The sequence below is a fragment of the Colwellia psychrerythraea 34H genome (assembly GCF_000012325.1).
Lineage (GTDB): Bacteria > Pseudomonadota > Gammaproteobacteria > Enterobacterales > Alteromonadaceae > Colwellia > Colwellia psychrerythraea_A.
Map to the genome: position 1 here is coordinate 1,789,491 of NC_003910.7, position 16,147 is coordinate 1,805,637.

12 protein-coding genes are annotated in these 16,147 nt (G+C 37.3%); 6 read left to right on the top strand and 6 right to left on the bottom strand.

Features of this window, described 5'->3' with window-relative positions:
- Nucleotides 1-49: 49 nt before the first annotated feature.
- Entirely contained in the window at nucleotides 50-445 is a 396-nt protein-coding gene (locus CPS_RS07745) for a bacteriohemerythrin (protein ID WP_011042570.1), read from the top strand.
- A gap of 231 nt (nucleotides 446-676) precedes the next feature.
- On the opposite strand, the gene CPS_RS07750 is transcribed toward CPS_RS07745, so the two are convergent.
- Nucleotides 677-2,227 carry a mechanosensitive ion channel domain-containing protein gene (locus CPS_RS07750; RefSeq protein ID WP_049757798.1) on the bottom strand — a complete coding sequence of 517 codons (1,551 nt, stop codon included), beginning with the start codon at nucleotides 2,225-2,227 and terminating at the stop codon, nucleotides 677-679.
- Nucleotides 2,228-2,700: 473 nt separating this feature from the next.
- Here CPS_RS07750 and CPS_RS22825 point away from each other — a divergent pair, with 473 nt between their 5' ends.
- Nucleotides 2,701-3,456, top strand: a complete 756-nt coding sequence (locus CPS_RS22825; RefSeq protein ID WP_049757799.1) for a tetratricopeptide repeat protein — start codon at nucleotides 2,701-2,703, stop codon at nucleotides 3,454-3,456.
- 69 nt (nucleotides 3,457-3,525) lie between these two features.
- On the opposite strand, the gene CPS_RS07760 is transcribed toward CPS_RS22825, so the two are convergent.
- From CPS_RS07760 to CPS_RS07770, 3 genes are all read right to left on the bottom strand, one after another.
- A complete protein-coding gene (locus CPS_RS07760) occupies nucleotides 3,526-4,281 on the bottom strand; it encodes an alpha/beta hydrolase family protein (RefSeq protein ID WP_011042573.1) in 756 nt (251 codons plus the stop codon).
- A gap of 403 nt (nucleotides 4,282-4,684) precedes the next feature.
- Nucleotides 4,685-6,103, bottom strand: coding sequence for an ATP-binding protein (locus tag CPS_RS07765; protein ID WP_011042574.1), 1,419 nt, complete (start codon nucleotides 6,101-6,103; stop codon nucleotides 4,685-4,687).
- Between the two features lie 2 nt (nucleotides 6,104-6,105).
- Nucleotides 6,106-6,834: a response regulator transcription factor gene (locus CPS_RS07770; RefSeq protein WP_011042575.1), complete on the bottom strand. Its 729-nt coding sequence runs from the start codon at nucleotides 6,832-6,834 to the stop codon at nucleotides 6,106-6,108.
- A gap of 204 nt (nucleotides 6,835-7,038) precedes the next feature.
- Here CPS_RS07770 and CPS_RS07775 point away from each other — a divergent pair, with 204 nt between their 5' ends.
- The gene (locus tag CPS_RS07775; RefSeq protein ID WP_011042576.1) at nucleotides 7,039-7,497 is read left to right on the top strand and encodes a Spy/CpxP family protein refolding chaperone; all 459 of its coding nucleotides are present in this window, start codon (nucleotides 7,039-7,041) and stop codon (nucleotides 7,495-7,497) included.
- Between the two features lie 96 nt (nucleotides 7,498-7,593).
- Here CPS_RS07775 and hpt read toward each other — a convergent pair whose 3' ends face one another.
- Both hpt and CPS_RS07785 read right to left on the bottom strand, forming a co-directional pair.
- Complete coding sequence (hpt, locus tag CPS_RS07780; RefSeq protein WP_011042577.1) at nucleotides 7,594-8,124, bottom strand: hypoxanthine phosphoribosyltransferase; 531 nt, start codon at nucleotides 8,122-8,124, stop codon at nucleotides 7,594-7,596.
- Between the two features lie 125 nt (nucleotides 8,125-8,249).
- The gene (locus CPS_RS07785; protein WP_011042578.1) at nucleotides 8,250-9,698 is read right to left on the bottom strand and encodes an NCS2 family permease; all 1,449 of its coding nucleotides are present in this window, start codon (nucleotides 9,696-9,698) and stop codon (nucleotides 8,250-8,252) included.
- Between the two features lie 682 nt (nucleotides 9,699-10,380).
- Here CPS_RS07785 and CPS_RS07790 point away from each other — a divergent pair.
- From CPS_RS07790 to CPS_RS07800, 3 genes are all read left to right on the top strand, one after another.
- Entirely contained in the window at nucleotides 10,381-11,991 is a 1,611-nt protein-coding gene (locus CPS_RS07790; RefSeq protein WP_011042579.1) for a SulP family inorganic anion transporter, read from the top strand.
- 257 nt (nucleotides 11,992-12,248) lie between these two features.
- Nucleotides 12,249-14,435 carry an OsmC domain/YcaO domain-containing protein gene (locus tag CPS_RS07795; protein WP_011042581.1) on the top strand — a complete coding sequence of 729 codons (2,187 nt, stop codon included), beginning with the start codon at nucleotides 12,249-12,251 and terminating at the stop codon, nucleotides 14,433-14,435.
- A gap of 333 nt (nucleotides 14,436-14,768) precedes the next feature.
- Entirely contained in the window at nucleotides 14,769-16,046 is a 1,278-nt protein-coding gene (locus CPS_RS07800) for a diguanylate cyclase domain-containing protein (RefSeq protein WP_041736800.1), read from the top strand.
- Nucleotides 16,047-16,147: the final 101 nt, after the last annotated feature.

The following is a 16,147-nucleotide window of genomic DNA, read 5'->3' on the forward strand; positions in this document are numbered from 1 at the left end:
TATTTATTTAGTTGTATATAATGTGCTCAAAGACATTATTGGAAGCAGCATGACACAGGTAATATGGCAGGATAGTTATTCTATTGGTATTGATACGATAGATACCCAACACAAACAGCTCTTTGACATAATGAATAAGATTTATGTCGCTTCTGAAGAAGACAGTGACATAGACGTTATTATGCCTCTATTTGATGAGCTTCAAGACTACACAAAATACCACTTCGATGAAGAAGAGCAATACTTTACTACGTTATCTCAAGGGGGGATTGAACAGCATAAAAGTGAGCATCAATTTTTTATCGATGAGCTTGATAAAATAAAGCAGCAATCATTAAGAATAGGTACTATTTCTTTGGAGTTGCTTTACTTTTTAAATGATTGGTTAGTAAATCATATTCAAGTTGAAGATCCCAAATACCTTGACCATGACAATATAAGTTAAAAGCTCAATTCGAAATTCCTAATTTTTTTGCAGTGCTGCCATCTAAAATGATAATTGGCTGAACTAACTCTTTGGTAGGAAATCATCGCAATTTATTAGAATCTACTTCTTAGATATTTGCTATCAAGTAAAGCTTACAGTGGTTAATGTTACTGGCCAATAAGGCGTTGGTTTAAACCCACCTTACTGGTTTAGTGTAACTAATGTAAACTCACCTTAGCTGATAGGTTGTTACTTCTCAGTGATTTCAGCAACCTGATGGACATGTACATCGCGTTGTGGGAACGGTATTGAGACACCTTGTTTATCAAACTCTTCTTTAACTTGGCGAGTAACATCCCAATAAACATCTAAGTAATTTTCTGTTTTCACCCAAGGACGACAAACAAAGTTAACTGACGAATCAGCTAATTCATTAACTTTAACGACAGGAGCCGGGTTCTCGAGTATGAGTTCATGCCTACTTACTACATCAAGCATAATCTTTTCAGCTTTAACCATGTCATCGCCATAACCTATGCCAAATACAAGATCAACACGGCGTGTTCTACTTCCTGTCACGTTAACAATAGTTGTACCCCAGATATTGTTGTTAGGCACCACCAAGTGTTGGTTATCAAATGTTTTGATAGACGTAGATAATAAGGTCATAGAATGAACGGTTCCAGTCACACCATCAATTTCAATGATATCACCGACATCAAAAGGGCGATAAATTAGAATGAGCATGCCGCTGGCAAAGTTACTTAGCGTACCTTGTAGCGCTAAACCAACCACTAAACCTGCGGCACCAATTAGAGCTAATACCGGGGCGACATTTATTTCAATTAAAGTCAGTGAAACAATAAAACCTATAATTAAAATTACTCGACGAACAGATACTTTGATAAATAATTTTAGTAACGTTGATAAATTACTATTACGATTAAGTGCTGCATCAGTTATTTTTCCGGCGGTTCTAGAAAGTATGTATATAAAGAACAATGCTAAAGTGAATTTGATGATATTTGCTAACCAACGTAAGCCACCATCTTGGGATAAGAGCCAGCCTTTAATCGTTAGCCAAGCTGCATCACTATCAGTTAAATCAACGTTTGTACCTGATAGTGCGTTGGCATATAGGTGCAACTCAGTGCCATCTCCACCTTTGCTTTCCCAGCTACTAAGCACCAATTGAAAACGCTCTAACGCATCATTTTTCTTTTCTCTTAATTGAGTAAGATTTTTAATTAACAACTCGCGCCTTTTTTGCATTTTATGACTGTACAAGTCTGCTTTTTTGGCGAGCTGGTTGAGAGATTCAGGTGTTTTTGATAGTTCATCTACCGCTTTATCTGCTTTTTTGTGCTTTATATCTCTGGCAAGCGATTTAATTTCATCCAAATCTTCTTTTAATTCTTTCGCTGCCGCTTTATCGTTTTTACTTTTATCAAGTAGGATTGCACTTTCAGTGCTGATATCAGAAATCTCTTGGGCAGCCAAAATCTTTTTTTGTTTTTGACTAACTAGAATTTCTGCTTCACTAACAATAGTGGCTCTTGCTTTTAAAATGGCTAACCAAGCATCTACCTCTATCGTTAATTCACCTTTAGTTAAAGGCGTAAGGGAAAACTCTAATTCGCCAAGGTCAATATTGGGGTTTTCAGTGGTAACCGCGAGGTAATCTTCATCATTATTAGCGGCCAAAGTACCTGGCACATTGACACTTAATAAAAGGATAACCACGCTAAATAAAGTAAAAAATAGCTTTTTAAAACTTTCTGAATGGGTGAGTTTTATCATAATGTGAGCCTGATGATGTCCTTGATTTATTGAAGGGTTAGCCACTTAAACGAGGTATTACCTTAATTGAGAATATAGTAATTTTAATAAAACTTGTAGCTAAGGTTACAAAACCTTATTAATTATTTGAGTTATAAAGTTAGTCAATGGCCTTTTACTGTTGTTAATAACGTTTTAGTAGTGTGTTCAATAACGAGTAACTAATGTTAGATGATACATAACGGCAGTTGTCACCGATGTTGAATTAAAAGCGTTTGATGTCCATTTTTGTTAACAGTGAACAAAGATTTGAACGTTATTATTTATTAAATTCCAATTGTAGTCCTATCGCTTTTTATATAGTATGATTTTAAGTCACTTATTGTATTAACGGAATAATAACAATTACTTACTTCAAGCTATATTTATTCGTCACCATTTTCACCCTCACTGCCGCACCTATACCAAGTTTGGCCCTGCCTGTCGAAGAATGCATGGAAAAACAATGTGTCGATTATTTCAATAAATGGCAAGTTATGGCTAAAGGGAAGAGCGCTGATGCAATGTCGATGCTAGCTGAGCTTTATTATCAAGGTCATGGTACTAAAAAAAGCCTCGAGAAATCCATTCAATACTTTCGTAAAGCGTCAATATACCAATCTGCTTATGCACAGTATCGAGTAGGAATTTTTTATTTAATGGAAGAGGACTTTATTGATACGGATAAAGGTATTAAGTATTTAAGAAAAGCCGCTAAAAATGGCAATGTTGAATCAGCCTTTTTATTAGGGGCTATTTTTGGCACAGGCGAACTGGGCATTAAAGACGTAGGTGAATCGGACAAGTGGCTGGTAAAAGCGCTTGAAGATAAACACCTGCTCGCACAAAAATATGCTGCTTATTTGTATAAAACGGGTCAGGTTGATAAAGAACATTATATTAAAGTCAATAAAGTTATTAGTAAATTGTCAGTTCAAACTATTAAAGATGAAGAGTTTACAGAAAGGTTATCTAAACCATCGACCGAAATTCAATGGTTAAACTTGCCAAATAGCACAGCCAATAGAATGAAAAATGATTCACTTGAAAACGTGTTTAATTACGCTTCGTTTGGTATGAAAAATGTCACCACTGAGGATGACATTGTCATTGAAGCCAGCAAAATTAAATGTGGAAAGATATTTGCCTGCTATCAAGTCAATAAAGACAACTTTAGGAACTCTGCCACTACTCAGGTGACCGCTTTATAGACAGTCAGTACTGGTAAACACAAGCGTAGTTAATTACTGGTGTTTACCGCCATAACCAATGTTTTTATATCATTTGCTCAATTCGTTGGAAAACCAAGTGACAATGGTTGTTTCTAATGCCTTATCACTAGCTAGTAATGGATAGCCATGCATGCTGCCCTTGTAGGAAATCATTTTACTACTAGGATTTTTGGCGGTTGAAAACAACTGTTGAGCACTGGTGAACGTTCTACCATCGTCTTCTGAGGCGATGATTAAGGTAGGCGTATCAACAAGTGTTTTACCGTAGCGAGCAATGTTTTCATCTCGTTGAGAGGAAGAGAAAAAGCTGATCGCACTGATGTTTTCTTTTTCTGCTAAGTTGATAGCTTGGCTCCCTCCGCAACTAGCACCAATGATGCCTACTTTACCATTGTTACCCACTTTCTCTTTTAAATAATCAAAAGCTAATTGTACGTCTTCAGGCCAGTGTGATGACATGTTAGACCAAGCTTTTCCTCGTTCTGCTTGTGGTAATTTCCGAACGTCTGCAACATTAAATTCGCTACTTATACTCTCACCAAAACCTCTAAAATCTAGACTCAAGGCATGGATAGATTGCTGAGCTAGCTGAGCACCAATATTGTTATACATAGTACGGTTGTAATTACATTGATGGAGCATTAACACGGCACGATTATTAGCGGGTTTCACGCTATTTTTACTTGGGTAATAATCAGCTTTTAAAGCGAAGTTATCTGGAGTGGTTAGCGTGATTTCAGCAGCAAAGCTATTTGCAGTAATAAGCAGGCTTGCGAACGATAAAGTAGTGATTAGACGTAACATGACAATTCCTATTGTAGTTATTGGTATTAATCCGTTTGGTATAAGAGCATAAAGCTATCTTTAATCTTTCGGTAATGACAGCTTAATACGACCAGTTGCCTACTTAATGCGCTACACACCCGTTTATACCAATTGCACTAATTAATTGGTCAACTTAGAGTTATATTTGCGAGCTTAGAACAAGTAAAATTACTTAAACATAGTTATTCTATATTTCATTCATTCTGTGATGTTATCAGCGTGCTAATAAACTCCCGAAGGGCGAGTTTAAAAGGCTTATATGCGGCGTTATTGATTTTGACAAGGGAATAACCATTCTCTTCAACCAATGCCTTGCTTCTAAGCCTTTTGATTCTCGCTAAGTGGTCAATAAATTAATGCACTTGGTATTAGTCATTGTTAATTAGGTATTACTTTTATTCTGCTTCGATAAAGTCGGTAGGGTAATGATGACTTTAAGACCGCTTGATTCTTGATTTTGTGCAACTATGTCACCCTGGTGGAATAGTATGGCTTGTTGGGCTATTGCTAGGCCTAAACCTGTGCCTCCGCTACTTCTTTCTCTACCATCGGCCACACGAAAAAAAGGAGTGAAAAGTTTCTCTATCATTTCATTCGGTACACCAGGTCCTTGATCAGAAACGATTAACATTATCTGCTCATTTATCTGACGTAATTCAACTGTCACTACTTGGTCGTTTGGCGAATATTTTACTGCGTTATTTACCACATTACTGATCGCACTGCTCAGCAGTTTACTGTCAGCTAAAAGAGCACAGTTAGCTTGAGTTTTGAGAACGATAGTGACATTTCTGCTGGTCGCAAAGTATTGACAATCATTAACAACTTGAGCGACTAAAGTACTGAGATCAATATCATCAGCAGCAAAAACATTTTGGTTATGTTCTAGTCTTGAAAGGGTAAGCACATCGGCTATCATTTCATCTAATCGCTCAACTTCAGTTTCACAGCGGTTCAAATGTTTTTGTTGTTCAACGTCATTGCCCATATTTTTTTCAGCTAAGGCAACGGCAAGTTGTAAACGAGTTAATGGCGATCTAAGTTCATGAGACACATCACCCAATAAACGCTGATGCGCAGTAATATTATTTTCTAGTTGCTCAGCCATTTTATTAAAGCTACGTGCAAGGGTACCAAACTCGTCAGAGCGCTGGTCAAACTTTGTTATACGAGTCGCTAATTTGCCTTCGCCTATACTCTCACTTGCTTTTTGTATGGCTATTAATGGATTAGTAAAGCTTTTCGCTAGTAACCAGCATGATAGGAAACTAATCGTTAATAACATCAATAAACGCAAAGCAACAGGTAGTTGATTGACCAAACTCACTAAACGTTTACGGTGAACTTCATTGGCAATGAACAGTTGGAACTGCTCGCCATTAATTATTATGGGCTCAGAAGACGTCACCTTGGTAAAAGCAAAATCAACAGTGACGGGATTTTCGAGCGGATGCTTTGTTAAATAATCTCTTACTTCTGACCAGCCTCGTTTTCTTGGTGTATAAACTTTGTTGTTACTTATTTTTTTTATGAGTAAATACTGGTGATATTTACGGCGGAAGTTCTCTTGTACCTTTTTAAGTCTTACCTGATCCTTATCTGCTAGTTTTTGCGTGTATTGCTTTAATAGTTTTAATTGTTGTGGGTTAGCTTGTTCTTGGATAGGACTATGACGAAACTGCATAGTAACGAGGTAACTAATAAGCACAGAGGTAAGTATAACTAGCCAGAAAGCCAAAAATAGCTTTAAGCTAATGCCTAAGGAAAATTTTTTAGACCATGCCGGTGGTAACTTGAACATACCTATTCTTCTCCTTGTAAAAAGACGTAACCAGCCCCACGCACAGTTTTCATCTTATCTATGGGATCAATAGCAAGTAGTTTTCTACGAACATTGCCCACGTGTACATCAACAGTTCTATCGTATGGGCTGAGTTTACGTTGTAGTACTTTTTCAGATATTTCAGCTTTACTGATGATTTTACTGTGATTTTCAATCATATAAACCAGCACTAAATATTCGGTACCTGTTAATTCAAGTAAACGCTCTCGACAAGTTATTTCACGGGTTGCTTGGTTAACTTTGACCTGATTAATGGTAAGTTGTTTGGTTGGGGCATTTACTGCTAATGTGCTTTGACTTTTAACAATGGAGATACGTCTTAATATCGCTTTAATACGTGCTAATAATTCACGATGTTTAAACGGTTTTGCTAAGTAGTCATCAGCGCCTAATTCAAGCCCCAAAATTCGGTCATTATCATCACCTTTAGCCGTTAACATCAAAATAGGCGTTTTATGATTACCGCCTAGGGCCTTTAATACCTCAAAGCCATTTAATATTGGCATCATGACATCGAGTAAAATCAAATCGAAACTATCGTCAAACGCTTTTGCTAAACCACTGGCACCATCTAAACATGAAGTTACCTTGAAATTTTCACTCTCAAGGTACTCGGTTAATAATTCGGAAAGTTCGGCATCATCATCAATTAATAAAATGTGTTTAGTTTGCACTGTGGATTGTGTCATATGAGTGGCTGCTTTTTAGAAATAATAAATTAGTTTTGCAATTGCTTAGTAGTAACTACCAGCTAGTTTACGTGATTATAGTGAAGCAGAGAATAACTTTACATAGCTTTACATAGTCTTGCACTGCTTTGCATAAAGGCTCGATATACTAACGCTGAACTTAATTATTAGTTAAAAAATAATATACCCAAAAGGAACTATCAAATGAAAATCACATTCAAAAATATTGCAGTAGTCACTTCACTTTGTTCAGCATTGGTTTTAGCTCCTGCCAGCTTCGCAGGTCATAACGGTGTTAACTATCAAGGTGAGCGTGATAATAGTTATCATCAAATGAGTGAAAAAAAATTCGCGAAGCTCAGTCGTAAATTAGATCTGTCAGAAAGCCAACAAGCCGATATTAAAGCACTGAGAAGCGAAGAGAAAGCGCAGATGGAAGTCTTAAAGCCGGCGATGAAAGCTTTTAGAGAGCAAGTTAAAACGTTAATGTCTGCTGATAACTTTGACGAGGAAGCTTTTGTGCAATTACAGGCAGGCAACCAAGATGTTTTTGCTGCGATGGCGTTGACTAAAGCAAAAAGTAAATTTGCTATGAAAAGTGTATTAACTGAGGAACAATTAGCAAAATTTCGTTCAATGAAACATAAACGTTCACGTCGTTAATTAAAAAGTCACTATTATTATCAAATTTTGAGATAAGAACAAAAAATCCGATTCAGTATCGGATTTTTTATATGCTAAATTTACCATCAACTTTATTTATTCGGTAGGTATTACTTTACCAATATAGGGTAGGTGACGATATTTTTGTGCGTAATCAATACCAACACCAACGACAAATTCATCGGGGATTTCAAAGCCTATCCATTTAACCGCAACATCTTCTTCTCGGCGAGTAGGTTTATCTAATAACGTACAAATTTGAATAGAATTTGGTCCACGTAAATTTAAAATCTGTAATACTTTACTTAAGGTATTACCAGTATCAATAATGTCCTCTACCAACAAAACGTCTTTGCCTTCGATGTTATCATCAAGGTCTTTAAGTATATGAACATCGCGAGAGCTCTCCATGCCATTGCCATAGCTCGATGCTGTCATAAAATCCACGCTATGATTAACAGTAATGACTCTTGCCAAATCAGCCATAAAAACAAATGATCCGCGAAGCAGGCCGACCATAACTAAGTTATCGCTGTCTTGATAATGTTCACTAATTTGAAGCCCTAATTGAGCGACACGTGTTTTGATTTTTTCTTCTGAGATCATTACTTCAATTGTATGTTTCATCGTTGTCTCTTTCTTGTCGATCGTAAATAAAGATAATGAGTAACTAAAATAGTACTTAGACGAAAAAAGCCTTTGCTAGCAAAGGCTTTTATTCATAGTAAACATAACTTGTGCTTATTGTATCTTTAATTTAAAAAGATGAACTTTGCAACAAATAATACGGTTAATGCCCAAACACCGTTAGATACTTGGCTAGACTTACCAGCACCTACTTTTAAAACAGTGTAAGTGATGAAACCAAAGGCAATACCATTAGCGATAGAGAAGGTGAATGCCATCATAACCGTAGTACATACTGCAGGAGCATATTCAGTTAAGTCGTCCCAATCTAGGCCTCTAAGAGAGCTCATCATTAACATGGCTACATAAATAAGCGCACCATCAACGGCAAAACCAGGTAGCATTTGTGCTAGCGGTAAGAAGAACACACCAGCAGCAAATAACAAACCGATAGTAACGGCAGTAAGGCCAGTTCGGCCACCCGCAGCAACACCAGCAGCAGACTCAACATACGAGGTAACAGGAGGACAACCAAAAGCGGTACCGATAACAGATGAAATAGAATCAGCTTTTAAAGATTTGCTTAAACCTTCAATTTTACCATTTTCGTCTTGCAAGTTAGCACGCTCAGCAACACCCATTAAGGTACCCGCAGTATCGAAGATGTTAACAAATAAGAAGGTAACGATGACAGGAATTAAAGCAACTTCAAAAGCGCCAACAATATCAGCTTTCCACAAAATAGGTTCAAGCGCAGAAAACTCAGGAATGGCTAGTAGCCCTTTATAGGCAACAAAACCAGAAGCGGGGGCAAATGATTTCGCCGCTTCAGCAACAACGAAGAAATCAGTAGGGAGTACCCAAGTCATCGCAAAGGCAATGAACGTTGTTACTGCTATACCGATGAGTACCGCACCAAATACTTTACGGTAGCTTAAGATAGCGATTAATAGGAAACTTAGGAAGCCTAATGCAGGGGCTTCAGGTCCAAATTGACCAAAACCAAAATGTGTCATATCAGCTAATGCAACAACATTGTCAGGGTTCGCTACAACAATGCCGGTGAAACGTAAACCTATGAAACCTAAGAAGAGACCAACACCTGCAGTCATGGCAAGGCGCAAACTCATGGGGATGCTATCAAGCATCCATTCCCTAAGTCGAGTGACACTCATTAAGACGAAAATAACACCAGAAAGGAATACTGCACCTAAGGCTATTTGCCAACTGTAACCCATGGAACCAACGACTGAGAAGGTGAAAAAGGCATTTAATCCCATGCCTGGCGCAAGACCTACCGGCCAGTTAGCGTACATCCCCATTAAGATGGTTGCAATTGCAGCACCTAAACACGTTGCTAGAAATAATCCATCAAATGGCATGCCAGTTTTAGACATAATGATTGGGTTTAAAAACATAATGTAAGACATGGTCACGAAGGTGGTAAGACCGGCCATGAGTTCAGTTTTTACAGTGGTTTTATGCTGTGATAGTTTAAAAAGACGCTCTAACAGACCGACGCCTTCAGTTTGCTCTTCAGCTTTATTTTCGTGAGATTTGCTAACCTGTTCCATAACTACAGTTCTCTAGTTGATTTATATTTAAGGTCGTTTATTTGTGTTTTTTTAAGTTTGACCTGCTTGTAATAATTTTAAAACTTATCTTTCCTATCGCTGTTCTATCAATTAAAGCCGATAATGCCAGCGGTTGCTAATTCATTGAAAGAGACTGTGTTGTATCCAACCTCAGTGAAGCTGATTTATTAATACATAAATACTAAGCAAAGTTAACAAGTAAAACACTTTGTCAATTCCATATAGTGAAACCTGGTTAGATTTTAAGATGTTTGCTATATCTTATAAAATTAGAGGTAACTAGAGAAAATGGTGAAAGGTAAAATAGTCAAATTTTACCTCGTAAGACCTTGTTAGCTTTAATTATAAGTAATCTAAAGGTATCCGTACAGCTTCCTTAATCGTTTTACTTTACTAATATCTTTATTGGTATTTAATGTGCCTAACTAATGAACAACCCATTAATCCTATACCTAAACTAGAAAACTTGTCAATAGTGTCAAGAAATGGTTTTTAGTGTACAGTTAGTGTCTGGTTCTCTCTTGAGAGGTCGTAACAATTGTTGAGCGCTTTTTAACTGAATATTTTTATAGCACTTGTAATTTCGACTAAAATATCTAGCACGTAATACCTGAAACAGGATTAATAGTGCCATTAACTAAAACATTTAAATTAGGTAAGCATGCTCTCTTTATCACATTTTAATCGACAAACAATTAAAGGCGACATTTTTGGTGCATTAACATCAACCATTGTTGCTTTACCTTTTGCTTTGGCTTTCGGGGTTACTTCGGGCGCTGGTGCAAGTGCAGGGATTTATTGTGCAATTTTAACAGGGTTATTCGCCTCATTATTTGGCGGAACAAATCAACAAATTTCTGGCCCTAACACCGGCTTAACGGTTGCCATGGTTGCCATTTTAACTAGCTTTGTAGCGCAGTCTCCTGATAACGGCATAGCGGCGGCATTTACCGTGGTGAGTTTGGCGGGGCTATTTCAAATGCTCTTCGGTATTTTTAAGCTAGGAAAGTACTTTATTCTTGTTTCCTACCCGGTTATTTCAGGTTTTACCTCGGGTATTGGCGTATTAATTATCCTTTCCCAGCTAGAGCCATTATTTGGTCATTCATTACCAGAATTGCAGTTGTCATTAAGCACATTAACAAGTACCAATACTTTATTGGGGCTGGCTTGTTTGGTCATTTTGTTTTTATGGCCACAACGATTTAGCCGTATAGTACCTGCCAGTATTATTGCAGTTACAGGGGCAACGATATTTTTTGTTTTTTCGGGTGCTGAAATGCCTGTAGTTGGTGCTATTTCCAGCGAACTACCTTCGTTTAATATGCCTATTTGGGACAATGTCTTAGCCAGTGAAATGATTAAATCAGCGTTATTAATTGCGACCTTAAGTACCTTAGATTCATTAATGACTTCGTTAACAGTTGACAGTATTACCAATGAATTACATGACTCTGACCAAGAGCTGGTTGGTCAAGGCATCGGTAATATTGTTGCGGGCTTATTCGGTGCCTTACCAGGTGGTGGAGCAACCATGCGTACGGTAACCAATTTAAGGGCTGGTGGTACTACGCCGTTGTCAGGCATTCTTCATGCTATTTTTATTTTAGCCATTGTTTTGTGGGCAGGGGAGTACACTGCGTATATTCCTGTGGCTGTTTTAGCCGCTATTTTGACTCATGTGGGTATCAGCATTATTGATTGGAATTTTCTTAAGCGACTTCATCAAGTTCCGTTGTTTAGTGCTGGTTTGATGCTTTCGACTTTAGTTATGTCAGTCGCTTTTGACTTAGTTACAGCAGTATTAGTTGGCGTGTTTTTAGCAAACTTAGTAACTATTCGTCGCTTATCAGAAATACAGCTTGATAATATTAAGTTGTGCACGGCTAAAGAAGCGGAGCATTTATCAGCCCCGGAAAGAGAATTACTTGCTTCAATGGACGATAGCGTTTTATTGCTCAATATCTCTGGACCTATCGGTTTTGGCGTAGCTCGCGGATTGAAACAAAGCGTTTCAGAGTCGGATCAAAATAAAACCTTGTTGATCGATTTAACGGATGCTCGTTTTGTTGGCATTACCAGTACCATTGCCATTGAAGAAATTATTGTCAGCTATCGAAATCAAGGGCGGGACATTTTACTGTCAAGCGTTTGCGAGCGAGTGAAAGCTGATTTCGATAAATTGAAGTTACTCGATAAAATATCAGCAGAACATGTCTTTTCTACTCGGTTAGAGGCACTGACTTATTTATCAGAGCAAGCAAAAAGTTAAAAACCTAAGTTAATTGCTTACGATTGATTAAATCGTAATTTTGAGACATAAAAAGCACCTTGGAATATGATTACAAGGTGCTTTTTTGTTGAAGGTGTTGCTGCTTATCGACCAAATGTAAAATAAATATCACTTCTTTGACTGTTATTTAGAAAATTAATACAAGTTTTCCAAGACTATTGCGGTAAAAAATCCGATAATTAGCGCCATAAAGCTCAATACGCCGATTGGCCGTAAATAACTGTGGAAATTATTCAATGGAAATCAAAGTTAACTTTCTCGACAACCTTAGACTTGAAGCCAAGTTTGACGATTTTAGTGTCATCGCTGATCAGCCTATTCGCTATAAAGGTGATGGCTCAGCACCAGGTCCTTTTGATTATTTCTTAGCGTCATCAGCTATGTGTGCCGCATACTTTGTTAAGGTTTATTGTAATTCTCGTGATATTCCGACAGAGAATATTCGTTTATCACAAAACAATATTGTTGACCCAGAAGACAGACATAACCAAATCTTTCAAATTCAAGTTGAGTTGCCGGAAAGTATTTCTGAAAAAGACAAAAAAGGTATTTTAAGATCAATTGACCGCTGCACCGTGAAAAAAGTAGTTCAGCAAGGGCCAGAGTTTAAAGTTGAGGCTGTTACTAGCCTTGAAGACGATGCCCAAGCAATGTTGATGCAACAACCTGATGACGGTGTTAGCACCTTTATTTTAGGTAAAGATTTACCACTAGAAGAAACCATCGCCAATATGTCAAAGTTATTGGCTGACCTTGGTATGAAAATTGAAATTTCTTCGTGGCGTAATATTGTACCTAATGTTTGGTCTCTACATATTCGTGATGCCGCATCCCCTATGTGTTTTACTAACGGTAAAGGCGCAACGAAAGAGAGTGCACTTGCTTCAGCTTTAGGTGAATTCATTGAGCGCCTTAATTGTAATTTCTTTTATAACGATCAATTTTTCGGTACTGACATTGCCACCAGTGATTTTGTGCATTACCCCAATGAAAAATGGTTTAAAGCGGGCGCAGATGATGCACTACCAAGCGATATTTTAGATGATTATTGTTTAGCTATTTACAACCCAGACGATGAACTACGTGCTTCAAACCTGATTGATACTAACTCAGGTATGACTGAACGCGGTATCTGTTCAATTCCTTATGTGCGTCAATCAGACAGTGAAACGGTTTATTTCCCTTCAAATCTTATTGAGAATTTATTCTTAAGTAATGGCATGAGTGCAGGTAACAACTTACCTGAAGCACAAGTGCAATGTTTGTCAGAAATATTTGAACGCGCAGTTAAAAAACAAATCATTGCTGAAGAAATTGTTTTACCTGATGTACCTAAAGACGTTATCGCTAAATACCCAGCTATATTAGCAGGCATTGAAGGTCTAGAAGCGCAGGGCTTTCCTGTGGTAGTAAAAGATGCCTCGTTAGGCGGAAAATTCCCAGTAATGTGCGTTACTTTGATGAATCCGAAAACGGGCGGTGTTTTTGCCTCATTTGGAGCACATCCAAGTTTTGAAGTAGCGCTTGAACGCAGCTTAACTGAGTTATTACAAGGTCGAAGCTTTGAAGGTTTAAACGATGTACCTAAACCTACCTTTAATAGCATGGCAGTGACTGAGCCTGAAAACTTTGTTGACCACTTTATTGACTCAACGGGTGTAGTTTCATGGCGTTTCTTTAGTGCTAAGCATGATTATGAATTTGTTGAATGGGATTTTTCTGGTACGAATGAAGAAGAAAATGCCGGTTTAATGGACATTTTAAAAGATTTAGACAAAGAAGTGTATATAGCTGAGTTCAATCAATTGGGCGCTACCGCATGTCGTATTCTAGTTCCTGATTATTCAGAAGTGTATCCAGTAGAAGATCTTATTTGGGATAATACCAACAAATCATTAGATTACCGCGAAGATATCTTAAATCTTCATCGTTTAGATGATGAAGCATTAACAGGTTTGTTTGATCGTTTAGAAGAAAGCCAACAAGATAACTACATCGACATTCGCACGTTAATTGGTATTGAGTTTGATGAAAATACTGTTTGGGGCCAGCTTACTATTCTTGAATTGAAAATTCTTATTTGTTTAGCTTTAGGTGCACTTGAAGATGCGACTGAGCTAGTGGGTGAGTTTTTACAATATAATGATAATACCGTTGAACGTGGTTTATTTTATCAAGCCGTTCATGCTGTTCTTGAAGTTACGCTTGATGAAGAGATGGAACTCGAAGACTATCTGGGTAACTTTAATAGAATGTTTGGTGCAGAAAACATGGAGCAAGTAGTTGGCTCAGTATACGGTGAGGTTAGATTCTATGGTCTAACGCCAACCAGCATGAAATTAGAAGGTTTAGATAAACATTTAAGATTGATTGAAAGCTACAAGAAGTTGCATCAAGCACGTAAACTGGCTGCACAAAAGTAAAGGTTGAGCTAATCAAAAGCTAATTTCAACTATTGTTATTAGCTTTTAGTTTCCAATAAAGTGTCTTTGCCATTATGGATATAAGCTCGTTGCTAATTAACGAGTCTGTTACAGCGTTTCTAAGTATATCGAGTAGAAACTATCTGAAATTGAGCTTTATCATCATAGATGAATAAAACTCGACTATTATTAAGAGTAGCTTGCCAAATCTAACTTCATTGACCATTTTATATTGCTTTGAATATTGGAGTATGTCGGTGATGTTTCATTTTATTCAAAGGTCAATATCTTAAGCCTAACTCAATTGATTATTATAAGGTTTACTTCATTCTTATGAGTAGTTCTCAAAATAAAGTGCTGAGTTTCTTTGCATTGTTCTTTATTTTAATGGCCATCATTTCATTAATCGCTATTCAAAAGTTGGAATATTCAGCCTCAAGAGCGCTTGCCTCAAGAACCGCTGAAGTTCTGGCTTCAGCTATAAATCAAGCAAGAGTTTCTTACAGTGTTAATGCTGCTGCCAAAATAAGATTACACCCCGATATTCACGTTCAAGCTAATTACCGTGACCATAATCTAGCCATTCCTAACCCTGCTACTTTTGCTATTGAGTTAGGTCAGTCAATATCAAGGCCAGATGAAGGCTTCATTCTCAGTACTTACAGTAAATATCCATTTAAAGGGCGAAAAAATTCTGCGGGTCCACAAGATGACTTTCAACAATATGCACTCGAAAAATTATCAACGAAAAACAATGTTTTTGAACGAGTAGAAACACTTAATGGGCTTCCTGTTTTGCGTCGCGCTGAAGCTATCTTTATGAAGGAAAGCTGCATAGGTTGCCATAATAGTCATTTATCAAGCCCAAGAAAGGATTGGCAAGTAGGTGATGTACGCGGTGCTCTTGATATAACTATTCCATTAACCGCTGATACTGATGATGTTGCTATGACTGTTGGTTACGCTTATGTGATGTTTACCTCTTTTTCTGGGATTGGTTTATTTTGTATGTTTTTTACCTTAAAGCGATCAAATAACCTCACCAAAGAACTTGAACTGAAAGTGGAAGAAAGAACCCTGCTACTCAACGAATTAGCCTATACAGATGCGTTAACAAAAATTGCTAACCGACGGTATTTTGATGAGGTTAGTAAGGCAATGATTAATGATGTAGATCCGATACTGCCAATTGCTTTGATTTTTTATGATTTAGACTATTTCAAGGCTGTTAACGATTGTTTTGGTCATGATATTGGTGATGAGTGTTTAGTCGCTGTTGTTAATGCTGTTTCGAAGGCGCTAAGACAAAAAAGTGACTTCCACGCACGTATTGGTGGTGACGAGTTTGCTATTATCTTGAAAAATGTATCTAAGGATGAATTAGAAAAAATAATAGTACGAATTCTCGATAACATCAGATTGGTGAACATACCCAATGAACCAACGCTTTCGTTAACATGCAGCATAGGTTCAAGTTTTATCACGAAATTTAGTGAAGGGACAACTATAAATCAAGTGTTAAAAGTGGCTGATCAAGCGCTATATCAGGCAAAAAATCAGGGACGAAACCAATGGGTAAACAAAGAATTTAGCACTATTACTATGGATTAAGTCTTAAGGTTTGTCATTTTTCTTTCATCGTTAAGTCATTATTCTGCCATGTAGATTACCTAGTCTTATCTCATTTAAGTAATGAGATAAGACTGAGGCAA